Consider the following 24076-nt stretch of genomic DNA (forward strand, 5'->3'; position numbering starts at 1 on the left):
CGAATACGGATACGGGAGCGGCCCGGCAGCGCTGGTCGCTGCCGGGCCGTATCTCTGTACCCGAGGTGGGACGCCGGCCGCGTCGGCGACCGGCGCCCCACATGTCCCGTGCGCCGCAGAGACGGCGGCGCACAGCAGAGTCAGCCCTGCTGGGCTACCTTGGCCAGCACGCCGTTCACGAAGCCGGCCGAGTCGTCCGTCGAGAGCGTCTTCGCGAGCTCGACCGCCTCGTCGATCGCGACCCCGGAGGGCACCTCGTCGTTGTAGAGGATCTCCCACACCCCGATCCGGAGCAGCGCCCGGTCGACCGTCGGCATCCGCGCGATCGACCAGCCTTGCGCGTAGGTCTCGATCGTCTCGTCGATCTCGGCGAAGTTCTCGACCACGCCGTCCACGATGTCACGGGCGTAGAGCCACGACGTCTCGCGGTCGGGCTCCCCCGCCGCGCGGCCCGCCTCGGCGGCGAGCGACTCCGTGATGGGGATCTGCCGCACGTCGGCGGCGAAGAGGATGTCGAGGGCCCGCTTGCGGGCCTTCGTGCGTGCGCTCAACGCGGTCGCCTAGTTGACGCGGCCGAGGTAGTCGCCCGTGCGGGTGTCGACCTTGACCTTGGTGCCGATCTCGAGGAACAGCGGGACCTGGATCTCGTAGCCGGTCTCGACGGTGGCGGGTTTGGTGCCGCCGGTCGAGCGGTCGCCCTGCAGGCCGGGCTCGGTGTAGGTGATCTCGAGCGTGACCGAAGCGGGCAGTTCGACGTAGAGGGGCTCGTCGTCCGTGAGCGCGATGGTGGCCATCTGCTGCTCGAGCATGAAGTTCGCGGCCTCGCCCACGATGGCGCCGGGGATGGTGATCTGGTCGTAGTCCGTCGTGTCCATGAACACGTAGTCGTCGCCGTCCTTGTACAGGTACTGGAAGTCGCGGCGGTCGACGTTGGCCGTCTCGATCTTCGCTCCGGCGTTGAAGGTGCGGTCGACGAGCTTGCCGGTGCGCACGTTCTTGATCTTGGTGCGCACGAACGCGCCGCCCTTGCCCGGCTTGACGTGCTGGAACTCGATGACGTTCCAGAGCTGACCGTCGATGCTCAGCACGGTGCCGTTCTTGATGTCGTTCGTTGAAGCCATGAAAGAAGTGATCCGTTTCGAAGAAGAAGTCGTCAGACCGGCGTTTCGGTCCTCGAAGAGTGTAGCGGCTCAGCCTCCGGGCGTGAGGAGAGCGACGAGGGCGAGGCGGTAGGAGCCGAAGCCGAAGCCCGCGATGACCCCCGTGGCCACCCCTGAGATCACGCTGGTGTGCCGGAAGGTCTCCCGGGCGTGCGGGTTGGAGATGTGCACCTCGATGAGGGGCAGGCCCGCCTTCGTCACGAGTGCCGCCGCATCCCGGAGCCCGTACGAGTAGTGCGTGAACGCGGCCGGGTTCAGGATGACGGGGGTCGCGGTGTCGACGGCCTCGTAGAGCCACGAGATGAGCTCGGCCTCGTCGTTGGTCTGCCTGAGGTCGATCGACACCCGGCCGGCGGCCTCGGCCGTGAGCGCGGCCTCGAGGGCGCCGAGATCCTGCGAGCCGTAGACGTCGGGCTCGCGGCTGCCGAGGCGCCCCAGGTTGGGGCCGTTCAGAACCAGTACGGATGCCATCGGCTGCTCCTTCAGGATGCGATCTCTTGGTACGCGGTGAACAGCATCGAGCTGTCGGGACCCTGCAGCACGGTGGGCCGCGCGAGGTCGTCGAGCACGATGAACCGCAGCATGCTGCCACGCGCCTTCTTGTCGCGCTGCATCGTGGCGAGGAGGGTCGGCCAGCGGCCGGCCGGGTACTCAGTCGGCAGGGTGAGCGAGGTCAGGATGCGACGGTGACGGTCGACCACCTCGTCCGACAGCGAACCGGTCAGTCGGCCGAGCTCGGCCGCGAACATCATGCCCACCGCCACGGCGGCCCCGTGCCGCCACTGGTAGCGCTCGGCGTGCTCGATGGCGTGGCCGAGGGTGTGCCCGTAGTTGAGGATCTCGCGGAGGCCGGCCTCCTTGAAGTCGCTCGAGACCACGCGGGCCTTGACCGTGATCGACAACTCGACGAGCCGGCGGAACTCGGGGGTCGCCGGGTCGGTCGCGGCGTCGAGGTCGGCCTCGATGATGTCCAGGATCTCGGGCTCGGCGATGAAGCCGCACTTCACGACCTCGCCGAAGCCGGCGAGGATCTCGTTGCGGGCGAGCCCTTCGAGCTGGTCGAGGTCGGCCACCACGAGGCTCGGTGCATAGAAGGCGCCCACGAGGTTCTTGCCCTCGTTGGTGTTGATGCCGGTCTTGCCGCCCACGGCCGCGTCGACCATGCCGAGCAGGGTCGTGGGCGCCTGCACGAGCGTCACGCCGCGGAGCCAGGTGGCGGCCACGAAGCCGGCCACGTCGGTGACGGCGCCGCCGCCGAAGCCGATCACGGCATCCGTGCGGGTGAAGTCGGCCTGCCCCATGACCTGCCAGCAGAAGGCGGCGACCTCGACCCGCTTGCCGGCCTCGGCATCCGGGATCTCGGCGAGCAGCACCTCGTAGCGGCCGAGCAGCGACTCGCGGAGGGCCGCGGCGCGGGCCCCGAGGGTGGGCGGGTGCACGATGAGCACCTTCTGCACTGCGGGGCCGAGGCCGTCGGACACACGGTCGAGGATGCCGCGGCCGACGAGCACGTCGTAGGAGTCGACGCCGGTGACAGGGATGACGGTGGTGTCGGGACTGGCGGTGTCGGTCATCGTGCGTTCTCCTGGCTTGCGGTGCGGCTGCGGACCCAGCCGGCGAGATCGGCGGCCACCTGGTCGGTGGGCCGGTCGGAGGTGTCGACCACGTGGTCGGCGAGGCGCTCGTAGAGGTCGCGGCGCTTCTCGTAGAGCGCGATCCATGAGGCGAGGTCGGGCACGAGCGGGCGCTTGCCGTTGCCGAGCCGCGACTCGACGGCGTGCGGCTGCACCGTGAGGAGCACCACAGGGAGAGCCGCGATGTCCCGCTGGGTTTCCGGATCGAGCACCGCTCCCCCTCCGAACGAGACGACGGCCGAGGTGTCGAGAGCTCGCACCACCTCGGCCCGTTCGAGCGAGCGGAAGTGCGGTTCGCCCTTCGACGAGAAGATCTCGGGGATGGGGCCGTGGGCGGCCACGATGAGCTTGTCGGTGTCGACGAACGGCACGCCGAGCAGCCTCGCCACGCGCTTGCCTATGCGGGTCTTGCCGGCGGCCGGCGGGCCGATCAGCACGACCGTCATGCGCGGACGATGCCGGTGCGGAGCGCCTCGGGGATGGCGGCGAGGTACGACTCGAGGTTGCGCCTGGTCTCGCCGACGGAGTCTCCGCCGAACTTCTCCAGCACGGCGTTCGCGAGCACGAGCGCGGTCATGGCCTCGGCGACGACACCCGAGGCGGGCACGGCGCAGACGTCGGAGCGCTGGTGGTGCGCCGCCGCCTCCTCGCCGGTCGCGACGTCGATCGTGTGGAGGGCGTGGGGCACGGTCGCGATGGGCTTCATGCCGGCGCGCACGCGCAGCACGGTGCCGGTGGACATGCCTCCCTCGGTGCCGCCTGCACGGTCCGTCGAACGCGTGATCTCCCTGTTGCCGACGGGGCCTTCGCGGTAGAGCTCGTCGTGCGCCTCGGAACCGCGGCGGCGGGTGGTCTCGAAGCCGTCGCCGACCTCGACGCCCTTGATGGCCTGGATGCCCATGAGCGCCGCGGCCAGCTGCGAGTCGAGCCGGCGGTCCCAGTGCACGTGCGAGCCGAGCCCGGGCGGAAGGCCGTAGGCGAGCACCTCGACGACGCCGCCGAGGGTGTCTCCGTCCTTCCGGGCGTCGTCGATCTCGGCCACCATGAGCGCGCTCGTCGCGGCGTCCCAGCAGCGCACCGGATCGGCGTCGAGGGCGTCGACGTCTGTCGGCAGGGGCAGCGGGCTGCCGTCGGGCACCCGCACCGGTCCGATCGCGAGGGTGTGGCTGACGAGCGTGATGCCGAGCTCGCCGAGAAAAGCCCGGGCCACGGCGCCGAGCGCCACCCGGGCGGCGGTCTCGCGGGCGCTCGCGCGTTCGAGAATGGGGCGCGCCTCGTCGAAGTCGTACTTCTGCATGCCCACGAGGTCGGCGTGACCGGGGCGCGGACGCGTGAGGGGGGCGCTGCGACCCTTCCCGGGGAGCTCCTCGGCGGGGGCCTCGACGGCCATCACGTCGGTCCACTTCGGCCACTCGGTGTTGCCGATGCGCACGGCGACGGGGCTGCCGAGGGTGCGGCCGTGCACGACGCCGCCGGACATCGCCAGCTCGTCCTGCTCGAACTTCATCCGGGCCCCCCGGCCGTAGCCGAGCTTGCGGCGCGCCAGATCGGTGCGCAGGTCATCGAGGGAGACGGGGATGCCGGAGGGGAGTCCTTCGACGATCGCGATGAGTTCTTGACCGTGGGACTCGCCGGCGGTGAGCCAACGGAGCATATTAGAGATCTTCCCACAGACGAGGAAGCCTCTCCGTCAGGGCAGGTCCACGGCTCCCAGGAGCTCTGCCGTGAGGGGCTCCTCATCGGGGAGGGGGACGAGGGGGTCGCCGTTCACGAAGATGCGGACCTGGGCCACCGCCTGGTGGACGAGCATGGCGAGGCCCGGGATGGTGGGGCTGCCCGCGGCCTCCCAGACGCTCGCGAGCTCGCTCGGCCAGGGGTGGTAGGCCACGTCGAGGAGGGTCGACGAGCCGGGCGCCGCCGCGCCCTCGAAGCGGGTGTGGGCGCCCACACCGCCGGGGAGGGTGCTGATCGTGACGTCGGGAGCGAGCGAGAGCACCGCGGGGTCGTCGAGAGCGACGACGGCCGAGGTGAGGCCCGCCGCGCGCGCCGACTCCACGACGTCCGCGGCCTTCGACGGTGTGCGCAGCACGATGTCGACGTGCTCCGCCCCGAGCTGCGCCGCGGCCACGACCGCCGAACGGGCCGTCGCGCCCCCGCCCACGATCACCGCGTGGGTCGCGAGCGAGATGCCACCGCGTCGAACGGCCTCGGTGATGCCGTGCACATCGGTGTTGAATCCCGAGAGCCGCCGCTGGTTGCCGTCATGCTCCAGCAGTACGGTGTTCACGGCCCCCGTGGCTCGCGCCATGGCGTCGACCTCGTCGACGAGCGGCAGCACGGTCTCCTTGAGCGGCATCGTGAGTGACAGCCCGCGCCAGGAGTCGTCCAAGCCTCGCACGAACCCCTCGAGCGAGTCTGCGGGCATCTCGACGGCCTCGTACTCCCACGGCAGCCCGAGGGCGGCGTAGGCCGTGCGGTGCAGCAGGGGCGAGCGGGAGTGCCCGATGGGCGACCCGAGCACCGCGAGGCGACGTGCGGAGCCGAGGTGCGTCATCCGGTGCCTACTCGATCTCGGGGTGCGCCGCCCACCACGCCTGCAGCCGCTCCACGGCCGCCGCGTGCTGGTCGACCGTCTCGGAGAACACCGTCTCGCCGGTGTCGAGGTCGACCGTCACGAAGAAGAACCACGGGCCGTCGGCCGGGTTGAGCGCGGCGTTGATGGCGTCGTCACCGGGGTTGGCGATGGGGCCGGCGGGCAGCCCCGGGTAGAGGTAGGTGTTGTAGATGTTCGCGGGGTCCTCGCGCTCGGCCTGCGTGGTCTCGACGCGGCTGTGGCCGGCGCCGTAGGCGATGGTCGCATCCGACTCCATGTTCCAGCCGGCGTCGAGCCGGTTCTGGAACACGCGGGCCACCTTCGCCATGTCCTCCACGCTGCCCGCCTCCTTCTGGATGAGGGCGGCGAACGAGAGCACACGCAGCCGGTCCTCGGCGGGCACTCCGGCCGCGTCGAGCGACTGGAACGTGCGGTTGACCATCGTCGTGATCATGGTCTCGGGGGTGTCGCCCGGCTCGAAGGTGTAGGTGGCCGGAAAGAGGAAGCCCTCGATGCTCGGCGCCTCGGCCGGCACGCCGAGGGCGGCGTAGTTCGCGCCCACGGCCTGGAACTGCTCGATCGGAAGGCCCGTCACGTCGGCGAGCTCCTGGTAGATGCCGGCGGCACTCGAGCCCTCGGGGATGGTGACGGTGTTGTCGACCTTGTTGGCGGGGTCGAGCAGGGCGTCGAGCGCGGAGCGGGCGCTCATCTGCTCGGCGAGGCGGAACGTGCCGGGATTGAACACCGGCTCGGGTGTGGTGGAGACCAGCTCCTGGTAGAAGGCCGACGAGCTCTTCACGACTCCGGCCGACTCCAGGTTGTCGCCGATGACCTCCCCGACGTCGCCGGAGTTGATGACGAACATCACCTCTCCGGTGCCGGTGCCCTGGTAGTCCTCGACCTCGTTGCCGGCGAGGGCTGTCTGGATCTGCGACCCGAAGGTGTTCCAGACGAAGACGCCGCCCCCCACCAGGAGGCCGACGGCCACGACCGTGAAGATCAATCCGCCGACCCAGCGGCGCGGTTTCTTCTCGCGCCCGCCACCGGCTCCGCCTCCGCCCACCCGGCCACCCCGCCGGCCGCCCGAGGCGGCCTGGGGGGCACGCGCCGCCTCCGACATCCGGGCGTCGCGCCGCGAGCGCGGCACGTTCTGAGGCCTCTCGGGCTCTCGGAAGAACTCGGCGAACGGGTGGTCTTCAGGTGGCTGTCGGTCAGTCACGGCCTTTTCCTTGGCTCGGGGCGATGAGGATGCCGGGCGGGTTTCCCGAGGAACGCTCACTGTCCAGAGCGTGCTGCACGAGTATAACCGCGGCGACCTGATCGATCACGGGGCGGGATGTTCGGGTGTTCCTGCCGCTCCGGTGCAGAGCAGCCTGGGCTGAGACGGTGCTGAGCCGCTCATCGATCATGCGCACAGGGATCCCGCCGTCTGCCAGAAGCACAGCGAAGTCCCGGGCGTCCTGGGTCGAGGCCGTCTCGCCGCCGCTCATCGACAGCGGGAGCCCCACCACGTACTCGAAGGCGTCGAGCTCCGCGGCGATCTCCCGGATGCGTGCCAGGTCGGAGCCGTCGGAGGAACGCGGCACGGTCTCGACCGGGGTCGCGAGCATGCCGTGCAGGTCGGTGCGCGCGACGCCGATGCGGGCCTTGCCCACATCGACGCCGATCCGCACTCCTGACCGCATCCGCTACCCGGCGACCGCGCGCGAGACGGCCTCGAGGGCCGCGCCGATCGCCTGGGTGTCGGTGCCGCCGCCCTGGGCGAGGTCGTCCTTGCCGCCCCCACCGCCGCCGAGCACGCCCGCGGCGAGCTTGGCCAGGGCGCCGGCCTTGGCGCCCGAGGCGCGAGCGGCCTCGGTGGTGGCCACGATCACGACGGGCTTGTCGCCGGCCACGGCGGCCAGTGCCACCACGGCCGCTCCGGTCCCGGATGCAGTGAGCGCCTCGCGCACACCGGTCACGAGCTGGCGCAGCTCGTCGGCCGAGCGGAGCGTGCCGACGTTCTCGGCGACCAGCGTGACCGTTCCCGCGGGCTGCGCCGTGGCGGCTAGATCCGGGATGCGGGTGGCCAGGGCGCCGGCCTCGAAGGCTGCGATCTTCTTCTCGGCGGCCTTGAGGTTGGCGCTGAGATCGGCGATGCGGCCGGCGAGCTCGTCGCGCGGGGCCTTGAGCGACGAGGTGAGCTGCGCCACGAGGGCGCGTTCGGCGGCGAACTCGCGGAACGCCTCGAGGCCCACGAGGGCCTCGACGCGACGGTTGGTCGAGCCGATCGACGACTCGCCCTGCAGGTTGATCATGCCGATCTGGGCGCTCGAGGAGACGTGGGTGCCTGCGCACAGCTCGCGCGACCACGGGCCGCCGATGTCGACCATCCGCACGACGTCGCCGTACTTCTCGCCGAAGAGGGCCATGGCGCCCATCGAGCGCGCCTCGTCGATCGGCAGCTCGCGCGTGACCACCTCGAGGTCGGAGCGGATGGCGATGTTCGCCTTCTCCTCGATCTCGGTGCGGGTCTCGAACGAGAGCGGCTGGTTCCACGAGAAGTCGAGCCGCATGTAGCCGGCCTTGTTGTAGGAGCCGGCCTGGTGCGCCTCGGAGCCGAGGGTCTCGCGGAGCGCCGCGTGGATGAGGTGGGTGGCCGAGTGCGCCTGGGTGGCGCCGCGGCGCCAGTCGCGATCCACGACGCTGCGTGCGGTGTCGCCCACGGCGATCTGGCCGCTCGTGACCTCGGCCCGGTGGCTCACGAGCCCCTTGACCGGCTTCTGCACGTCGAGCACGGTGAGTTCGAAGCCCTGGCCCACGATCGTTCCGGCGTCGGCCTCCTGGCCGCCGGACTCGGCGTAGAGCGCGGTCTCGGCGAGGATGACCTCGACCTGCTCCCCCGCCACGGCGCTCGCGACCGAGACGCCGTCGAGGATCAGGCCGAGCACCGAGCCCTCGGCCTCGAGCTCGTCGTAGCCGCGGAACACCGTCTCGCCGAGGGCGCGGAACTGGCTGTAGACGGTGAGGTCGGTGATGCCGAGCTTCTTGGCCTTGGCGTCGGCCTTGGCGCGCTGCTTCTGCTCGGCCATAAGCGACTCGAAGGCCACTCGGTCGACCGTGATGCCCGACTCCTCGGCGATCTCGAGCGTGAGGTCGATCGGGAAGCCGTAGGTGTCGTGCAGGAGGAACGCGGTGTCACCCGGGAGCTCGGTGGCCCCGCCCTGCTTGGTGGCTCCGACGGCGAGGTCGAGGATCTGGGTGCCGCCCGAGAGAGTGCGCAGGAACGACTCCTCCTCGGCGTAGGCGCCGCGCGAGATGCGGGCGTAGTCGGCCTCCACCTCGGGGTAGGCGGCCTTCATGGCGTCGCGCGAGGCGGTGAGCAGCTCGGGCATGGTGGGGGCGTCGACGCCGAGCAGGCGCATCGAGCGCACCGTGCGGCGGAGGAGGCGGCGCAGGATGTAGCCGCGGCCCTCGTTCGAGGGCGTCACGCCGTCGCTCATGAGCATGAGAGCGGATCGCACGTGGTCGGCGACCACGCGCATCCGCACGTCGTCGTCGTGGTCGGCCCCGTAGCGCCGGCCGGAGATCTCGGCGGCGCGGTCGAGCACCGGGCGCACCTGGTCGATCTCGTAGAGGTTCTCGACGCCCTGCTTGAGGAACGCGACGCGCTCGAGGCCCATGCCGGTGTCGATGTTCTTGCGCGGCAGTTCGCCGAGGATCTCGAACTCGGTCTTGGAGGTGCCCTCGCCACGCAGGTACTGCATGAACACGAGGTTCCAGATCTCGATGTAGCGGCTCTCGTCGGCTGCCGGGCCGCCCTCCACACCGTAGGCGGGGCCGCGGTCGAAGTAGATCTCGGAGCAGGGACCGGCGGGGCCGGGCTGGCCGGTCGACCAGTAGTTGTCCTCTTTGCCGAAGCGTTGGATGCGGGAATCCGGAACCCCCGCCACCCGCTTCCAGATGTCGATCGCTTCGTCGTCGTCCTCGTAGACCGTCACCCACAGGTCGCGCTCCGCGAAGCCGAGGCCGCCGTCGGCCTCGCTCGAGGTGAGCAGCTCCCAGGCGTAGCCGATCGCGCCCTCCTTGAAGTAGTCGCCGAAGGAGAAGTTGCCGTTCATCTGGAAGAACGTGCCGTGCCGGGTGGTCTTGCCGACCTCCTCGATGTCGAGGGTGCGGATGCACTTCTGCACGCTCGTGGCACGCGGGTACGGCGCGGGGACCAAGCCGGAGAGGTAGGGGATGAACGGGACCATGCCCGCCACGGTGAACAGCAGCGATGGGTCGTCGGAGACGAGGGAGGCCGAGGGCACGACGGTGTGCCCCCGATCGCCGAAGAAGGTCAGCCAGCGGGAGCGGATGTCAGCGGTCTGCACCTCGCGGACTACTTGGCGTCGGCGATGGCGGAACGGAGCTCGGCCTCGCGCTCACGGTAGCCGTCGACGAGCGAGTCGCCGAACTCCTTGGTGCGCTTGTCGAGGTCTTTGAAGAACTGCTTGCCGCTCTTCGTCTGGTTGAACTGGTGGGCTGCCAGGAACCCGATGCCGATTCCGGCGATGAGCCACAGGATCTTCTTCATGTCGTTCTCCTCGTGCGAGTCGGTGCGAAAGCTCCGACCAGTTTAGTCCCGGCGGCGGATGCCCACGAGCGCGGTGCGCACGGCGGCGCTGAAGCCGGCGAGCTTGATCAGGGGCCCGCCGACGGAGGCGGCGAACAGCGCCACGAGCGACGAGACGTTGCCCGTGACCTCTTCGACGTTCTTCGTGATCGAGTCGACGCGGGCGAGCTGCCGGTTGGCCTCCTGCACCGTGACGGTCGACTCGGAGAGGATCGGCGTGATGCCGTCGCTGACGTCCTTGATCGAGTCGCGGGTCTGGTCGAAGACTCCCCCGAGCTTGACCAGCGGGATGGCGAGGAGTCCGACGAGCACGGCGAACACGCCCGCTGCGATGAGGCCGGCGATGTCTCCACCAGTCATTGTGAGTGCCCTTCGTTAGACAGAGAAAAGCGGGCCACCCGTGGGTGACCCGCTCTCCAGTATGCCGTGTCCGCTGTTAGCGGGCGGCGTAGTACTCCACGACGAGCTGCACTTCGCAGGTCACGGGGACCTCGGCGCGCTTCGGGCGGCGCTCGAGGCGCGCCTGGAGCTTGTCGAGCTCGACCGAGAGGTAGCCCGGGGTCTTCGGCAGGAGGTCGATGTGACCACCGGCGGCGGCGACCTGGAAGGGCTCGGTGCCCTCGGAGCGGGTCTTGACGTGGATGGTCTGACCCGGCTTCACGCGGAAGGAGGGGCGGTCGACCAGCTGGCCGTCGACCAGGATGTGACGGTGCACGACCATCTGACGGGCCTGAGCGGTGGTGCGGGCGAAGCCCGAGCGCAGCACGAGGGCGTCGAGACGCATCTCGAGGAGCTCGACCAGGTTCTCACCGGTCAGGCCCTTGGCCTTGCGGGCCTCCTCGAACGCGATCTTCAGCTGCTTCTCGCGGATGCCGTACTGGGCGCGCAGACGCTGCTTCTCGCGCAGACGGACGGCGTAGTCGCTGTCCTGCTTGCGCTTGGTGCGGCCGTGCTCGCCAGGAGCGTAGGGGCGCTTCTCGAGGTACTTGGCCGCCTTCGGGGTGAGGGGGATGCCGAGCGCCCGGGAGAGGCGGGTCTTGCTGCGCGTACGCGACTTGGTAGCCACTTACGTCCTTTCGTAGAAACTCTTACAGGATGGATGTGCGCACGGGTGCGCGTGACTCCACAGGAGTCGAAGTAAGAGGGATGTGCCGGGCGGTCCGGCTAAAGGACGCGATCCCGTCATCGAGCATCGATCGGCAGCCGCTCCGAAATGACGCTGATTAGGCGTCTGCAAGATTAGCACAGCAGCGGGCGTCAGTTCGGCTTTCCCCGCGTGATGTCGCGGAGTTTCTGCAGGCGCGCCGAGACCTCGCGCTCGTGGCCGTGGTCGGTGGGGTCGTAGTAGGTCTTGCCCACCAGTTCATCCGGCAGGTACTGCTGCTTCACCACTCCCACGTCGCTGTCGTGCGGGTACTTGTAGCCCTTGCCATGGCCGAGGCGCTTGGCGCCGGCGTAGTGGGCATCCCGCAGGTGCTTGGGCACCCGGCCGAAGTTGCCGGCCTTCACGTCGGCGATGGCGGCGTTGATGCCCATGTAGGAGGCGTTTGACTTGGGGGCGGTGGCCAGGTAGACGACCGCTTCGGCGAGCGGGATGCGCCCCTCGGGCATGCCGATCATCTGCACGGCCTCCGCGGCCGCCACGGCGATCGGCAGCGCCTGCGGGTCGGCGATCCCGATGTCCTCGCTCGCGAGGATGATCACCCGGCGGCAGATGAAGCGCGGATCCTCCCCCGCCTCGAACATGCGCGCCAGGTAGTGCAGGGAGGCGTCGACATCGGAACCCCGCACCGACTTGATGAAGGCGCTGATCACGTCGTAGTGCTCGTCGCCGTTGCGGTCGTAGCGGAGGAGGGCCCGATCGACCGACTGCTCGAGCACGGCGCCGGTGATGAGGGGCACCTCGTCGTCGTCGCCCTCGTCGACCCCGGCCAGGGCCGTGGCGGCCGAGGCCTCGAGGGCGGTGAGCGCCCGACGGGCGTCGCCCGACGCCATCCGGATGATCGCGGCGCGCGCCTCGGGATCGAGGGCCACCCTGTCGTTCAGGCCCCGCGCATCCGTCACGGCCCGGTCGATCAGAACGCCCAGGTCGTCGTCGGTCAGCTGCTCGAGCGTGAGCAGGAGCGAGCGCGAGAGCAGGGGCGAGATGACGGAGAAGGAGGGGTTCTCGGTGGTGGCCGCCACGAGGATGACCCAGCCGTTCTCCACGCCCGGCAGCAGCGCATCCTGCTGGGCCTTGGTGAAGCGGTGGATCTCGTCGAGGAAGAGCACGGTCGACAGTCCGTAGAGGTCGCGGTTGCGGAAGGCCTCCTCCATCACCTGCCGCACGTCTTTCACACCGGCGGTGACGGCAGAGAGCTCCACGAACTTGCGACCCGAGGAGTGCGCGATCGCCTGCGCGAGCGTGGTCTTGCCCGTGCCGGGAGGCCCCCAGAGGATGACGGAGACCGAGCCGCTCGTGCCGCCCGTGTCGGTGGCGAGATTGACGAGGGGCGAACCCGGCCGCAGAAGGTGCTTCTGACCGGCCACTTCGTCGAGACTGCGGGGTCGCATCCTGACAGCGAGCGGGACTGCCCCGGAGTGGAGTCCCGGTTGCTGATGAGCCATACGTCTAGGGTACTGTGATGGGCCGACACGCCCCGTCGTGACGGCGGTACACCAGGACACACAGGAGGACCCGTGGCACCCAGCAATCAGGAGCGAGCTGCTCGTGAGGCACGGACGCGGCTCCGCGACTACCAGGCGCGCCAGCAGGCGCACTCGGAGCGCATCAGCCGCCGCACGCGGGACAACATCGTCGCCGCCGTCGTGGTGGTGCTGCTGATCGCCGGTGTCACGGCGGCGCAGATCTTCTACTTCAGCGGTGGCCCCGGCGCACCTGTGGCCTCGGCCACCCCGACGCCGGGCGCGACCGACGCCCCCGACGACGAGGCGGCCCCGGAGGGCGAGAACACCGGTGACGTGCCGGCGACGACCATCGCCGAGGACCGCACCTGGACCGGCACCCTCACGATCGACGGCGTGCCGCTCGGCATCTCGCTCGACGGCGCCGCAGCCCCGCAGGCCGTCTCGGCATTCGTCGACCAGGCGAAGACCGGCTTCTTCACCGACACGAGCTGCCACCGCCTCACCACGAGCGGCATCTTCGTGCTGCAGTGCGGCGACCCCACCGGCACCGGCACGGGCGGCCCCGGCTACAACTACGGCCCGGTCGAGAACGCCCCCGCCGACGACGTCTACCCCGCCGGGACCCTGGCGATGGCCCGGCAGGGCGGCAACGGCTACAGCATGGGCAGCCAGTTCTTCATCGTCTACGACGACTCCACGATCCCGTCGGACGTCGCGGGCGGCTACACCGTGCTCGGCACGGTCACGAGCGGCCTGGATGCGCTGAAGACCGGTGTGATCGACGAGGGCACCGCAGACGGTGCGGCCGACGGCAAGCCCGCAGCCCCCTCGGTGATCGAGAGCGTCACCGTCGAGTAGCCCGGCCCGCTCTTCAAAGCCCGCGGCGCCGTGCAATAGGCTGGTGGCCGTACTCCAGACATCGTCGACAGGAATGGTTCCGTGACCGATAGCGAACAGCAACCGTGGGGGCGAGTCGACGACGACGGCTCCGTCTACGTCCGTGAAGCCGAAGGCGAGCGCCTCGTCGGGCAGTATCCCGATGGCACGAAGGAAGAGGCCCTGGCCTACTTCGAGCGCAAGTTCACCGACCTCGCCGGCCAGGTGACCCTGCTCGAGCAGCGCGCCAAGCGCGGCGCTCCGGCCGCCGACATCGCCAAGGCCGTCAAGTCGATCAGCGCCTCGGTCGAGTCGGCGAACGCCGTCGGCGACCTCGCCGCCCTCAAGACCCGGCTCGAGGCCCTCTCGTCCACCGTGTCGGAGATCACCGAGAAGCAGACGGCCGAGGCGCAGGCCGAGGTGGCGCAGGCCGTCATCGACCGCACCGCGATCGTGGTGGAGATCGAGACGCTCGCCGCCCACGACCCCGCCAAGGCGCAGTGGAAGGCGGTCACGTCGAAGATCGACGAGCTGTTCGGCCGCTGGCAGAAGCACCAGCAAGAGGGGCCGCGCATTCCACGCGGCGAGGCCCAGGATCTCTGGAAGCGCTTCCGCGAGGCCCGTACGTCGTTGGAGACCCAGCGCAAGGCGTTCTTCTCCGAGCTCGACCAGGTGCACCGCGATGCGCGCACCCGCAAGCAGGCCCTCGTGGAGCGCGCCGAGGCGCTCTCCGAGCGCGGAACCGACGGCATCCCCGCTTACCGCGACCTGCTCACCGAGTGGAAGGCCACCGGTCGTGCCGGCAAGAAGTACGACGACGCGCTCTGGGACAGGTTCAAGGCCGCCGGAGACGTGCTCTACTCGGCTCGCGGCGAGGTCGTCGCGCGCGAGGAGGGCGAGTTCGGCGAGAACCTCACCGCCAAGCTCGCGCTCCTCGAGGAAGCGGAGCCGCTGCTCAAGGAGACCGACCGCCTGAAGGCGCGGGAGGCCCTGACCTCGATCCAGCGGCGCTGGGACGAGATCGGCAAGGTCCCCCGCGACCAGGTCAAGCCGGTCGAGGATCGCCTCCGCAAGGTGGAGGCCGCTGTGCGCAAGCTCGACGAAGACCACTGGCAGCGCAACAACCCCGAGAAGAAGGCCCGCTCTGAGGGCCTCGCCTCGCAGCTGACCGGTGCCATCGAGAAGCTCCAGCGCGAGATCGACGACGCGAAGACGGCGGGCGACAGCCGCAAGGTCAAGGAGCTGCAGGAGGCCCTCGACGCCCGCAAGGTCTGGCTCGACGCGCTCGGTTAGACCACCGGTTGCTCCACAACTCCAGCGGGTCGGGGCAGTTCTCCACAGATGACAGGATCGATGCCGGTCGGGTTCTCCCGGCCGGCATCATTCGTGCATGGCCCCCTCGCTCCCGCTGCTGCTCGATCACCGGTCGCTCCCCCGCCCGGAGCTCGCGGCCGTCGCTCTCGATGGTGAGGTGAGATGCCTCGGCGACGCGTATCTCCCACTCGACGTGGTCGAGACGCCGGGGCTCCGGGCCGAGTCGGTGCGCCGACTCGTGCCAGAGGGGCTCATCCTCGAGCGCCGATCAGCGGCCTGGCTGCTGGGCGCGCATCCGCTCTTCGAGGTGCCGCTCCAGCTCTGCGTGCGGTCGACGCGGCGCATCCGGTTTCCGCCCTCGGCGGAGAACGTGGTGCGTCAGGTGGTGATCTCGGCCGCGGAATGCGTCTCGGTCGGCGGGCTCGTGGCCACCGCTCCACTCCGCACGGCACTCGATCTCGTGCGGTGGGAGGAGGAGTTCGACGGGCGGCTGGCCATGGCCGTCACCACCCTCCTGCTCGCTGCCTCGACGACGCCGCACCACGCAGCGCGCCTCCTCGGGGCCTCTCCGCACCTGCCGCACAAACGCCGGGCGCTCGAGCGGTTGCGGAGGTCCGGTTCGCTCAGCCGCCGGTGACGCGGTAGACGTCGTAGACGGCGTCGATGCGGCGCACCGCGTTGAGCACGCGGTCGAGGTGCGTGGTGTCGCCCATCTCGAAGACGAACCGGCTGATCGCGAGCCGATCGCTCGAGGTGTTCACCGAGGCGCTCAGGATGTTCACGTGGTGCTCCGAGAGCACGCGGGTGACATCGCTCAGGAGGCCCGAGCGGTCGAGGGCCTCGACCTGGATCTGCACGAGGAAGACGCTCTTGGAGGAGGGCGCCCACTCGACGTCGATCATGCGCTCGGGCTCGTTGAGCAGGGAGGCCACGTTGTGGCAGTCGGCCTGGTGCACCGAGACCCCGGAACCTCGCGTCACGAAGCCCACGATGTCGTCGCCCGGCACGGGCGTGCAGCACTTCGCGAGTTTCACGAGGATGTCGGGGGCACCGCGCACGAGCACGCCGGAGTCGCTGTGGGTGACCCGCGGGCGGTTGCCCACGAAGACGTCGAGATCGGAGTCGTCGCTCTCGACCTCGGTCTGCAGCGAGGCGAGCACCTTCTCGATCACCGACTGGGTCGAGATGTGCCCTTCGCCGATGGCCGCGTAGAGCCCTGAGACGTTGTCGTAGTGCAGCTGCGAGGCCACATCGGCGATCGAGTCCTGGTTCATCAGCTTCTGCAGCGGCAGGTTCTGCTTGCGCATCGCCCGGGCGATGGCGTCCCGGCCCTGCTCGATCGCCTCGTCGCGCCGCTCCTTGGTGAACCACTGGCGGATCTTGTTGCGCGCACGGGGGCTCTGCACGAAGCTGAGCCAGTCCTGGGAGGGGCCGGAGTCGGGGTTCTTGGAGGTGAAGACCTCCACCACGTCGCCCGAGCCGAGGGTGGAGTCCAGCGGCACGAGCCGCCCGTTCACCTTCGCGCCCATGGTGCGGTGCCCCACCTCGGTGTGCACGGCGTAGGCGAAGTCGACGGGCGTGGCCCCGGCCGGAAGACCCACGACCTTGCCCTTCGGCGTGAAGACGTAGACCTCCTTGGCGCCGATCTCGAAGCGGAGCGAGTCGAGGAACTCCCCCGGATCGACCGTCTCGGCCTGCCAGTCGGAGATGCGCGCGAGCCACGCCATGTCGGTGTCGGAGGAGGCGGCGGGGGCTGCTGCGGCCTTGCCGCCGTTCATCCGCTCCTTGTACTTCCAGTGCGCGGCCACACCGAACTCGGCGCGCTGGTGCATCTCGTTGGTGCGGATCTGGATCTCGACGGGTCGGCCGCCCGGGCCGATCACGGTCGTGTGGAGCGACTGGTAGAGGTTGAACTTCGGGGTGGCGATGTAGTCCTTGAAGCGGCCGGGGATGGGATTCCAGCGCGCGTGGATGGAACCCAGCACCGCGTAGCAGTCCCGCACCGTGTTGACGAGCACGCGGATGCCCACGAGGTCGTAGATCTCGTCGAACTCGCGCCCGCGCACGATCATCTTCTGGTAGATCGAGTAGTACTGCTTGGGCCGCCCGGCCACCTTGCCGCGGATCTTGCCCGACTTGAGATCGTCGTTGACCGCGTCGATGACCGCCTGCACGTACTCCTCGCGCTGCGGGGTGCGCTGGCGCACGAGATTCTCGATCTCCACGTAGAGCTTGGGGTAGAGCACGGCGAACGAGAGGTCCTCGAGCTCCCACTTGATCGACTGGATGCCCAGCCGGTGCGCGAGCGGCGCGTAGATCTCGAGAGTCTCCTTGGCCTTCCGCTGCGCCGAGTCGGTGGGCACGAAGCCCCAGGTGCGCGCGTTGTGCAGCCGATCGCAGAGTTTGATGATGAGCACGCGGATGTCGCGCGACATCGCCACGATCATCTTGCGCACCGTCTCGGCCTGCGCGCTGTCGCCGTACTTGACCTTGTCGAGCTTGGTGACGCCGTCGACGAGCATCGCGACCTCGTCGCCGAAGTCGTGGCGCACCATGTCGAGGGAGTACTCGGTGTCTTCGACCGTGTCGTGCAGCAGCGCCGCAGCGACGGCCTTCGAGCCCAGGCCGAGCTCGGCGAGGATCTGGGCGACGGCCACCGGGTGCGTGATGTAGGGCTCGCCGCTCCGGCGCTTCTGCCCGTCGTGCGCGCGCTCGGCGGCCGCGTAGGCGCGCTCGAGAACCGTCAGATCGGCCTTGGGGTGGTTCGCCCGCACCGTGCGGATGAGGGTGTCGACCGCGCCGGCGGGCTGGGCGCGCGAGAACAGGCGCGGAACCAGGCGCCGCAGGGTAGCGGTCGACGTGGTGGTGGTTTCCGTCATCTCAGGCCTCCACCTCGATTATCCCCTACGGATGACTAGGCGGTGACCGTCGCCTTCGATGCGCGCTCGCGATCGGTGAGCACCGCGGCGTCGTGCTTCTTGATCTTGGCCTCGCCCTGGCGGAACTGCACGTAGAGCGGCGCCGCCACGAAGATCGTGGAGTAGGTGCCCACGATGATTCCGATGAGCAGGGCGAGCGAGATGTCGCGGAGCGTCGAGGCCCCCAGCACGAACGATCCGATGATGAGGATCGAGGCCACCGGCAGCGCGGCCACGACCGATGTGTTGATCGAGCGCACGAGGGTCTGGTTCACCGCGAGGTTCACCATCTCACCGAACGTCTGCGTGCCCCGCTCGCCGAGCGCCTCGGTGTTCTCGCGGATCTTGTCGAACACCACCACGGTGTCGTAGAGCGAGTAGCCGAGGATCGTGAGGAAGCCGATGACGGCGGCCGGCGTGATCTCGAGGCCCGTGATGCCGAAGACACCGGCCGTGATGATGAGGTCGTGCACGAGCGAGATCAGCGCGGCGGCCGCCATCTTCCAGGTGCGGAAGTAGATGGCCATGAAGATGGCCACGAGCACGAGGAAGATCACGAGCCCCCGGATCGCCTGCCCGGTGATGTCGGCCCCCCAGGTGGCGCCGATGAACGAGACCGTCACATCGCTCGTGGGCACGTCGTACGCGGTGGCGAGGGCCTCCTGCACGGCGGCGGCCTGCTCGTCGTCGAGCTCGTCGGTCTGCACGCGCACGGCATCCTGGCCCAGGGTGCTCACTCGCACCGTGCCGCCCGCTTCGACCTCCTCGACCGCGTCGCTCGCGAGGTTCTGGTCGAGGGTCGAGACCTGCGAGACCGTGAACTCGGAGCCGCCGCGGAACTCGATGCCGAACTCGAACCCGCCGCGCACGAACGGGCCGACGATGGCGATCAGGATGAGGATGGCCGAGATGAGGTACCAGAGCTTGCGCCGGCCGATGAAGTCGATCGAGCGCTTGCCGGTGTAGAGGTCGTTTCCGAAGTCGGAGAAGCTGGCCATCAGGAGTTCTTCCCCTCATCGGTGGGCTTGGTGGAGGAGGTGCCGGCGGTCGCTCCGGAGAGCTCGGCGGCCTTGCGCTCGGCGATGGTCTGCCGCTTCGCGGCCTCCCGGCTCGACGAGCCCTTCTTGTCGGACTTCGCCGCGGCGCTCGGTGCCCGGAACTGGGCCCGGCCGCGGTACACGGCACCGAGGGCGCGGGGGTCGAGGCCGCTGAGCTTGTGCCCGTCGCGGAAGAACGGACGCTCGGAGAGCAGCGTGACGAGCGGATGGGTGAACATGATCACGACGATGATGTCGACGATCGTGGTGAGACCGAGCGTGAAGGCGAAGCCGCGCACGTTGCCGATCGCGAGGATGTAGAGCACGGCGGCGGCGAGGAAGTTCACGGCGTCGGAGGCCGTGATCGTGCGGAGCGCACGCTTCCAGCCCGACTGCACCGACGAGGTCAGAGCCTTGCCGTCTCGCAGTTCGTCTCGTATTCGCTCGAAGTACACGATGAAGGAGTCGGCCGTGATTCCGATCGCCACGATGAGGCCGGCGACACCGGCGAGCGAGAGCCGGAAGTCGATGCGCCAGGACATCAGAGTGACGAGGAGGTAGGTCATCGCGAAGGCGACCACGAGGGAGGCGATCGTGACGGTGCCGAGCGCCCGGTACTGGATGAGCGAGTAGATGATGACCAGGAGCAGGCCGATGGCACCGGCGATGAGGCCGGACAGCAGCTGGGTCGAGCCAAGGGTGGCCGAGATGCGCTCGGACGACTCGGTGTTGAACCCGATCGGCAGGGCGCCGAACTTGAGCTGGTCGGCGAGGGCCTTGGCCGACTCCTGCGTGAACGAGCCCGAGATCTGCGCGCGGCCATCGGTGAACGCGCCACCCGTGGTGGGAGCCGTGATGACCTTGCCGTCGAGCACGATCGCGAACTGGTTCTGCACGCCGGTGAGGCCGAAGAGGCGGGTGGTGACGTCGGCGAACTTGGCGGTCCCCTCGTCGTTGAACGTGAGGTCGACGACCCAGCTGCCCGTCGAGGCGCCGTTGGAGGTCGTGCCGACACCGCTCGTGGCATCCGAGATGTCGGCGCCCTCGATCTCGACCGGGCCGAGGAGGTACTTCACGCCGTTCTCGTCGCACGTCACGAGGGGCTGGTCGGTGGGCGCCTGGCCCGCGTCGTCCGCCTCGGTGGAGGCGCAGTCGAAGCTGTCGTACTGCGCCTGCAGCGCCGGGGTGACCCAGGCGAGGTCGCTCGCGTTGGTGGGGCTCACCGTGGGAGTGGTCTCGAGCGCCGGGTCGGGCGTCGCGCCAGGGGTCGAGGTGGTGGCCGAGGAGGCGACGCCCGCGAGCAGCACCGGCCGGAAGTCGAGCTTGGCCGACGACTCGATGCGGTCGAGGGTCTCCTGATCGGGCTGGCCCGGGATCGACACGACGACGTTGCGGCCGCCCTGCGTGGTGACCTCGGCCTCGGAGACACCGCTTGCGTCGACGCGCTGGCGGATGATGGAGACGGCCTGCTCGAGCTGCTCACCGGAGACCTGATCTCCCGACTCGAGCTGCGGGGTCAGGATGACCTGGGTGCCGCCCTCGAGGTCGAGCGCGAGCTTAGGCGTCCAGGTCGCGTCGCTCCACAGCACACCACCTGCGATCGTTCCGACCAGGACCGCGAACACCACGGCGAGCCAGACAAGAGTCTTCCACGCCTTCTTGACGGCAGTAGATTGTGCCACCTCTGTTACTCAGCTTTCTATACCGCTCGTGCCTCGTCGCGAGAGCGTGGATGGAGGGGACGAGAGTGTTACTCGTCGCCCTTCTTGTCGGACTTGTCGGCGGGCTTGGTGAAATCGATCGCCGGCTTGTCGGCGGACGAGGTGGAAGCGGTGGTGTCGGTCTCGACCTCGTCGAGACGCTCGCCGAACTCGGGCTCGCCGTCGGCGGAGTGGTCGATGACCTCCTGCGACGGGGCGATCGGCGACTCGGTCACGACGCGCGTGACGGTCTGGCGGTGCACCTTTAGGACGGTGCCCGGGGTGGTCTCCAGGAGGACCTGGTTCTCCTCGTCGTCCATCTCGAGGATGGTTCCGTAGAGGCCGAAATTGGTCATGACCTCAGCGCCGACCGCGACCTTGCTCTGCAGCTCACGGGCCTGCGCCTGGCGCTTGCGGCTGTTGCGGAACATGAAGATCACCAGGACGGCGAGGACCGCCAGCATGATGATTGTCAACGGATCGAATGCCATGGAGAAGGCGCCTTCCAGAGGGGTGAGGGGTTGCGGTCGGGCATCATCCTAGGGGGGACGCCTGTAGACCAGCTTGAATTATAGGTCATCGCCGAAGAGCACGTCTGCGTTCCTGCTGAAACCGAAGTGCGCCCAGCCCGCCTTGGTGGCGATGCGCCCCCGTGGGGTGCGCGAGAGCAGCCCGATCCGCACGAGGAAGGGCTCGACGACCGCCTCGATCGTCTCGGCCTCCTCGCCGACCGAGACCGCGAGGGTGTTCAGGCCCACGGGGCCCCCGTCGAAGCGCTCCAGGATGATCGACATGACCGCCCGGTCGAGCCGGTCGAGGCCCAGCTCGTCGACGTCGTAGAGGAGCAGCGCGGCCCGAACGGCCTCGAGGGTGGCGCCGGTGCCTGCCACGAGGGCGTAGTCGCGCACTCGGCGGAGCAGGCGGTTGGCGATGCGGGGCGTGCCGCGTGAACGTGACGCGATCTCCCCGAGCGACTCCTCGTCGATCCGCACCCCGAGCATGTCGGCGGCGCGATGGAGCACGCGCACGAGCTCGTCGGTCTCGTAGAACTCCAGGTGTGCGGTGAAGCCGAAGCGGTCGCGCAGCGGATTCGGCAGCAGGCCCGAGCGGGTCGTGGCGCCCACGAGGGTGAACGGCGCGAGGTCGAGCGGGATGCTCGTGGCGCCGGCCCCCTTGCCCACCATGATGTCGATGCGGAAGTCCTCCATGGCGAGGTAGAGCATCTCCTCGGCCGAGCGCGCCATGCGGTGGATCTCGTCGATGAAGAGCACCTCGCCCGGCACGAGCGAGGACAGCACGGCGGCGAGGTCTCCCGCGTGCTGGATGGCGGGCCCGCTCGTCAGGCGCAGCGGCCGCCCGCTCTCGTGCGCCACGATCATGGCGAGGGTCGTCTTGCCGAGGCCAGGGGGGCCGGCGAGCAGGATGTGGTCGGGGGTGCGGTTCTGCATCGCGGCGGCGTCCAGCAGCAGCTGCAGCTGGCCGCGGACCTTCCGCTGCCCCACGAACTCCTCGAGCGACTTGGGGCGGAGGGCGCCCTCGAAGGCCACCTCGGAGTCGGACTCCACATCGGGCCGCACGGGACTGTCGTCGAAGGCGGGCGTCATCGCGAGTCACCGCTCTTGGGCGAGGGGCCGAGGATGGCGAGCGCAAGGCGCAGCAGCCCCTGCACGTCGGCGGCCTCCTGCGGCGAGGCGCTCTCGAGCGCCTGCTCGAGAGCCGATGACGCACTGCGCTCGGGCCAGCCGAGGCCCACGAGGGCGCGCTCGACGTTGGCGCGCACGTGCGGCGGCGGACCGCTCGGAATCTCTGTGGTCTCCACGGCGCGCGCGGCGATCTTGCCGGTGAGCTGGAGCACGATGAGCTTGGCCGTCTTCGGACCGATGCCGGAGACCTTGCGGAAGACTGAATCGTCCTCCCGGGCCACCGCGGTGGCGACGTCGGACGGCGCGAGCTCGGAGAGCACGCCGAGGGCCGACTTGGGGCCCACTCCCGTGACCCCGGTGAGCAGCGTGAAGATGTCGAGGGAATCCTGGTCCGGGAAGCCGAAGAGCGAGAGGCTGTCCTCCCGCACGATGAGGGAGGTGAGCAGGGTCGTCTCGGTTCCGGTGCGGAGGGTCAGCGCGTGCCGCGCGGTCACCGCCACGGCGAAGCCGACTCCCCCGACGTCGATCACGGCGGTTCCGCCTGCCACGGAGAGGACGGTTCCGCGGAGCGCACTGATCATCGGGCCAGCCTATTGGCCGCCGACCGACGGGCCGTGCCTTGCTCGGCGGCGCGCCACGCCTGCTGGGCCGCGGTGAGTCCGGTTGCTGCGCCGCTGCCCGGCACGCCCTGTGCACCCTGCGCGGCCGATCCGCTGCCGAGCGGCACGCGCCAGGCGTGGCAGATCGCCAGCGCCAGCGCATCCGCCGCGTCGGCCGGCTTCGGCACGCTTTCGAGCCGCAGCACCTTCGCCACCATCGTGCCCACCTGCTTCTTGTCGGCCTGACCGTAGCCCGTGATGGCGGCCTTGACCTCGGACGGGGTGTGCAGTCCCACCGGCAGCGAGCGGCGCGCTGCCGCGAGCAGGGCGATGCCACTGACCTGTGCGGTGCCCATGACGGTGCGCACGTTGTGCTGGGCGAACACGCGCTCCACGGCCACGCTGTGCGGGGAGTGCTCGTCGATCAGCGCCTCGATGCCCGCCGAGACGATCAGCAGACGCTCGGCGAGCGGCATGTCGGGCGGCGTCTGGATGACCGAGACGTGCACGAGCGTTGCGGTGCGCGTGGCCGTGACGTCGACGATGCCCACGCCGCAGCGGGTCAGGCCGGGGTCGATTCCCAGCACCCGCATGGGGCCTCCCCCGCTCAGTCGTTCTCGAGTTCGGCCTGCACCTCGGCGGAGATGTCGAGGTTCGTGTAGACGTTCTGCACGTCGTCCGAATCCTCGAGCGCGTCGATCAGGCGGAACACCTTGCGGGCCGTCTCGGCGTCGGCCTCCACCTGCAGGCTCGCCACGAATTCCACGTCGGCGGAGTCGTAGTCGATCCCGGCCTCCTGCAGCGCGGTGCGCGCGGCGACCATGTGCGAGGGGTCGGTGAGCACCTCGAACGACTCGGCGCGGTCGGTGACCTCTTCGGCCCCCGCGTCGAGCACGGCGAGCAGGATGTCGTCCTCTGTCAGTCCGTCGGCGTGGCCGACGGTGATGACGCCCTTGCGGCTGAAGTTGTAGGCCACGCTGCCCGGGTCGGCCATGGTGCCGCCGTTGCGCGTCATCGCGGTGCGCACGTCGGCCGCGGCGCGGTTCTTGTTGTCGGTGAGGCACTCCACGAGCAGGGCGATGCCGTTCGGGCCGTAGGCCTCGTAGATGATCGTCGTGTACTCGATCGACTCACCGGTGAGTCCGGCACCGCGCTTGATCGCCCGATCGATGTTGTCGTTGGGGACCGAGGTCTTCTTGGCCTTCTGCACCGCGTCCACGAGAGTGGGGTTGCCGGCCATGTCGGCGCCGCCGATCTTGGCGGCGACCTCGATGTTCTTGATCAGCTTGGCGAACGACTTGGCACGGCGCGAGTCGATGATCGCCTTCTTGTGCTTGGTGGTCGCCCATTTAGAGTGTCCGGACACGAAAATCTCCT

Annotated in this window: 25 protein-coding genes; 3 read left to right on the forward strand and 22 right to left on the reverse strand. The window is 69.4% G+C overall.

Annotated elements, in window-relative coordinates:
• Nucleotides 1–140: 140 nt before the first annotated feature.
• The 14 genes from nusB to N1028_RS08870 all read right to left on the reverse strand — a co-directional run bounded on the left by nusB (nucleotide 141) and on the right by N1028_RS08870 (nucleotide 12591).
• A complete protein-coding gene (gene nusB / locus N1028_RS08805; RefSeq protein ID WP_259526676.1) occupies nucleotides 141–551 on the reverse strand; it encodes a transcription antitermination factor NusB in 411 nt (136 codons plus the stop codon).
• A 9-nt stretch (nucleotides 552–560) separates the two neighbouring features.
• Complete coding sequence (efp, locus tag N1028_RS08810) at nucleotides 561–1121, reverse strand: elongation factor P (RefSeq protein ID WP_259526677.1); 561 nt, start codon at nucleotides 1119–1121, stop codon at nucleotides 561–563.
• A gap of 69 nt (nucleotides 1122–1190) precedes the next feature.
• Nucleotides 1191–1631 (reverse strand): type II 3-dehydroquinate dehydratase, encoded by a 441-nt coding sequence (locus N1028_RS08815; RefSeq protein ID WP_259526678.1) that lies wholly within the window; start codon nucleotides 1629–1631, stop codon nucleotides 1191–1193.
• An 11-nt stretch (nucleotides 1632–1642) separates the two neighbouring features.
• A complete protein-coding gene (aroB, locus tag N1028_RS08820) occupies nucleotides 1643–2734 on the reverse strand; it encodes a 3-dehydroquinate synthase (protein ID WP_259526679.1) in 1092 nt (363 codons plus the stop codon).
• Nucleotides 2731–3240 (reverse strand): shikimate kinase, encoded by a 510-nt coding sequence (locus N1028_RS08825; protein WP_259526680.1) that lies wholly within the window; start codon nucleotides 3238–3240, stop codon nucleotides 2731–2733. The genes aroB and N1028_RS08825 overlap by 4 nt, the downstream gene beginning before the upstream one ends.
• Nucleotides 3237–4448 carry a chorismate synthase gene (gene aroC, locus N1028_RS08830; RefSeq protein WP_259526681.1) on the reverse strand — a complete coding sequence of 404 codons (1212 nt, stop codon included), beginning with the start codon at nucleotides 4446–4448 and terminating at the stop codon, nucleotides 3237–3239. The genes N1028_RS08825 and aroC overlap by 4 nt, the downstream gene beginning before the upstream one ends.
• A gap of 36 nt (nucleotides 4449–4484) precedes the next feature.
• Entirely contained in the window at nucleotides 4485–5348 is an 864-nt protein-coding gene (locus tag N1028_RS08835; RefSeq protein WP_259526682.1) for a shikimate dehydrogenase, read from the reverse strand.
• Nucleotides 5349–5355: 7 nt separating this feature from the next.
• Nucleotides 5356–6606, reverse strand: coding sequence for an endolytic transglycosylase MltG (gene mltG / locus N1028_RS08840; protein WP_259526683.1), 1251 nt, complete (start codon nucleotides 6604–6606; stop codon nucleotides 5356–5358).
• Nucleotides 6599–7072: a Holliday junction resolvase RuvX gene (gene ruvX / locus N1028_RS08845; RefSeq protein WP_259526684.1), complete on the reverse strand. Its 474-nt coding sequence runs from the start codon at nucleotides 7070–7072 to the stop codon at nucleotides 6599–6601. The genes mltG and ruvX overlap by 8 nt, the downstream gene beginning before the upstream one ends.
• A 3-nt stretch (nucleotides 7073–7075) precedes the next feature.
• Nucleotides 7076–9742 carry an alanine--tRNA ligase gene (gene alaS, locus N1028_RS08850; protein WP_259526685.1) on the reverse strand — a complete coding sequence of 889 codons (2667 nt, stop codon included), beginning with the start codon at nucleotides 9740–9742 and terminating at the stop codon, nucleotides 7076–7078.
• A gap of 8 nt (nucleotides 9743–9750) precedes the next feature.
• Nucleotides 9751–9945, reverse strand: a complete 195-nt coding sequence (locus tag N1028_RS08855; RefSeq protein ID WP_259526686.1) for a hypothetical protein — start codon at nucleotides 9943–9945, stop codon at nucleotides 9751–9753.
• A 42-nt stretch (nucleotides 9946–9987) separates the two neighbouring features.
• Nucleotides 9988–10344, reverse strand: a complete 357-nt coding sequence (locus N1028_RS08860; protein ID WP_259526687.1) for a DUF948 domain-containing protein — start codon at nucleotides 10342–10344, stop codon at nucleotides 9988–9990.
• Nucleotides 10345–10420: 76 nt separating this feature from the next.
• Nucleotides 10421–11050, reverse strand: a complete 630-nt coding sequence (gene rpsD / locus N1028_RS08865) for a 30S ribosomal protein S4 (RefSeq protein ID WP_259526688.1) — start codon at nucleotides 11048–11050, stop codon at nucleotides 10421–10423.
• Between the two features lie 191 nt (nucleotides 11051–11241).
• Complete coding sequence (locus N1028_RS08870) at nucleotides 11242–12591, reverse strand: replication-associated recombination protein A (protein ID WP_259526689.1); 1350 nt, start codon at nucleotides 12589–12591, stop codon at nucleotides 11242–11244.
• 72 nt (nucleotides 12592–12663) lie between these two features.
• Here N1028_RS08870 and N1028_RS08875 point away from each other — a divergent pair, with 72 nt between their 5' ends.
• From N1028_RS08875 to N1028_RS08885, 3 genes are all read left to right on the forward strand, one after another.
• A complete protein-coding gene (locus N1028_RS08875; protein ID WP_259526690.1) occupies nucleotides 12664–13470 on the forward strand; it encodes a peptidylprolyl isomerase in 807 nt (268 codons plus the stop codon).
• A gap of 81 nt (nucleotides 13471–13551) precedes the next feature.
• Nucleotides 13552–14781, forward strand: a complete 1230-nt coding sequence (locus N1028_RS08880) for a DUF349 domain-containing protein (protein ID WP_259526691.1) — start codon at nucleotides 13552–13554, stop codon at nucleotides 14779–14781.
• A gap of 97 nt (nucleotides 14782–14878) precedes the next feature.
• Nucleotides 14879–15439, forward strand: coding sequence for a hypothetical protein (locus N1028_RS08885; protein WP_259526692.1), 561 nt, complete (start codon nucleotides 14879–14881; stop codon nucleotides 15437–15439).
• Here the strand turns inward: N1028_RS08885 and N1028_RS08890 are convergent.
• From N1028_RS08890 to N1028_RS08925, 8 genes are all read right to left on the reverse strand, one after another.
• Complete coding sequence (locus N1028_RS08890; protein ID WP_259526693.1) at nucleotides 15426–17681, reverse strand: RelA/SpoT family protein; 2256 nt, start codon at nucleotides 17679–17681, stop codon at nucleotides 15426–15428. The two genes, N1028_RS08885 and N1028_RS08890, sit on opposite strands and share 14 nt — an antisense overlap.
• 35 nt (nucleotides 17682–17716) lie before the next feature.
• On the reverse strand, nucleotides 17717–18718 hold the full coding sequence (gene secF / locus N1028_RS08895) for a protein translocase subunit SecF (protein ID WP_259526694.1): 1002 nt from the start codon (nucleotides 18716–18718) through the stop codon (nucleotides 17717–17719).
• The gene (secD, locus tag N1028_RS08900) at nucleotides 18718–20439 is read right to left on the reverse strand and encodes a protein translocase subunit SecD (protein WP_259526695.1); all 1722 of its coding nucleotides are present in this window, start codon (nucleotides 20437–20439) and stop codon (nucleotides 18718–18720) included. The genes secF and secD overlap by 1 nt, the downstream gene beginning before the upstream one ends.
• A gap of 68 nt (nucleotides 20440–20507) precedes the next feature.
• On the reverse strand, nucleotides 20508–20948 hold the full coding sequence (gene yajC, locus N1028_RS08905; RefSeq protein WP_259526696.1) for a preprotein translocase subunit YajC: 441 nt from the start codon (nucleotides 20946–20948) through the stop codon (nucleotides 20508–20510).
• Nucleotides 20949–21026: 78 nt separating this feature from the next.
• Nucleotides 21027–22061, reverse strand: coding sequence for a Holliday junction branch migration DNA helicase RuvB (gene ruvB, locus N1028_RS08910; RefSeq protein WP_259526697.1), 1035 nt, complete (start codon nucleotides 22059–22061; stop codon nucleotides 21027–21029).
• A complete protein-coding gene (ruvA, locus tag N1028_RS08915) occupies nucleotides 22058–22681 on the reverse strand; it encodes a Holliday junction branch migration protein RuvA (RefSeq protein WP_259526698.1) in 624 nt (207 codons plus the stop codon). The genes ruvB and ruvA overlap by 4 nt, the downstream gene beginning before the upstream one ends.
• Nucleotides 22678–23292, reverse strand: a complete 615-nt coding sequence (ruvC, locus tag N1028_RS08920; RefSeq protein WP_259526699.1) for a crossover junction endodeoxyribonuclease RuvC — start codon at nucleotides 23290–23292, stop codon at nucleotides 22678–22680. Before ruvC ends, ruvA begins: the two co-directional genes overlap by 4 nt.
• Nucleotides 23293–23306: 14 nt before the next feature.
• A complete protein-coding gene (locus N1028_RS08925) occupies nucleotides 23307–24065 on the reverse strand; it encodes a YebC/PmpR family DNA-binding transcriptional regulator (RefSeq protein ID WP_259526700.1) in 759 nt (252 codons plus the stop codon).
• Nucleotides 24066–24076: the final 11 nt, after the last annotated feature.

The sequence above is a fragment of the Herbiconiux oxytropis genome (assembly GCF_024979315.1).
Lineage (GTDB): Bacteria > Actinomycetota > Actinomycetes > Actinomycetales > Microbacteriaceae > Herbiconiux > Herbiconiux oxytropis.

Coding starts and splice junctions, on each gene's coding strand:
- efp (WP_259526677.1), bottom strand. CDS start 1,121: ATGGCTTCAACGAACGACATCAAGAACGGCACCGTGCTGAGCATCGAC.
- N1028_RS08815 (WP_259526678.1), bottom strand. CDS start 1,631: ATGGCATCCGTACTGGTTCTGAACGGCCCCAACCTGGGGCGCCTCGGC.
- aroB (WP_259526679.1), bottom strand. CDS start 2,734: ATGACCGACACCGCCAGTCCCGACACCACCGTCATCCCTGTCACCGGC.
- N1028_RS08825 (WP_259526680.1), bottom strand. CDS start 3,240: ATGACGGTCGTGCTGATCGGCCCGCCGGCCGCCGGCAAGACCCGCATA.
- aroC (WP_259526681.1), bottom strand. CDS start 4,448: ATGCTCCGTTGGCTCACCGCCGGCGAGTCCCACGGTCAAGAACTCATC.
- N1028_RS08835 (WP_259526682.1), bottom strand. CDS start 5,348: ATGACGCACCTCGGCTCCGCACGTCGCCTCGCGGTGCTCGGGTCGCCC.
- ruvX (WP_259526684.1), bottom strand. CDS start 7,072: ATGCGGTCAGGAGTGCGGATCGGCGTCGATGTGGGCAAGGCCCGCATC.
- N1028_RS08855 (WP_259526686.1), bottom strand. CDS start 9,945: ATGAAGAAGATCCTGTGGCTCATCGCCGGAATCGGCATCGGGTTCCTG.
- N1028_RS08860 (WP_259526687.1), bottom strand. CDS start 10,344: ATGACTGGTGGAGACATCGCCGGCCTCATCGCAGCGGGCGTGTTCGCC.
- N1028_RS08870 (WP_259526689.1), bottom strand. CDS start 12,591: ATGGCTCATCAGCAACCGGGACTCCACTCCGGGGCAGTCCCGCTCGCT.
- N1028_RS08885 (WP_259526692.1), top strand. CDS start 14,879: ATGGCCCCCTCGCTCCCGCTGCTGCTCGATCACCGGTCGCTCCCCCGC.
- N1028_RS08890 (WP_259526693.1), bottom strand. CDS start 17,681: ATGACGGAAACCACCACCACGTCGACCGCTACCCTGCGGCGCCTGGTT.
- secF (WP_259526694.1), bottom strand. CDS start 18,718: ATGGCCAGCTTCTCCGACTTCGGAAACGACCTCTACACCGGCAAGCGC.
- yajC (WP_259526696.1), bottom strand. CDS start 20,948: ATGGCATTCGATCCGTTGACAATCATCATGCTGGCGGTCCTCGCCGTC.
- ruvB (WP_259526697.1), bottom strand. CDS start 22,061: ATGACGCCCGCCTTCGACGACAGTCCCGTGCGGCCCGATGTGGAGTCC.
- ruvA (WP_259526698.1), bottom strand. CDS start 22,681: ATGATCAGTGCGCTCCGCGGAACCGTCCTCTCCGTGGCAGGCGGAACC.
- ruvC (WP_259526699.1), bottom strand. CDS start 23,292: ATGCGGGTGCTGGGAATCGACCCCGGCCTGACCCGCTGCGGCGTGGGC.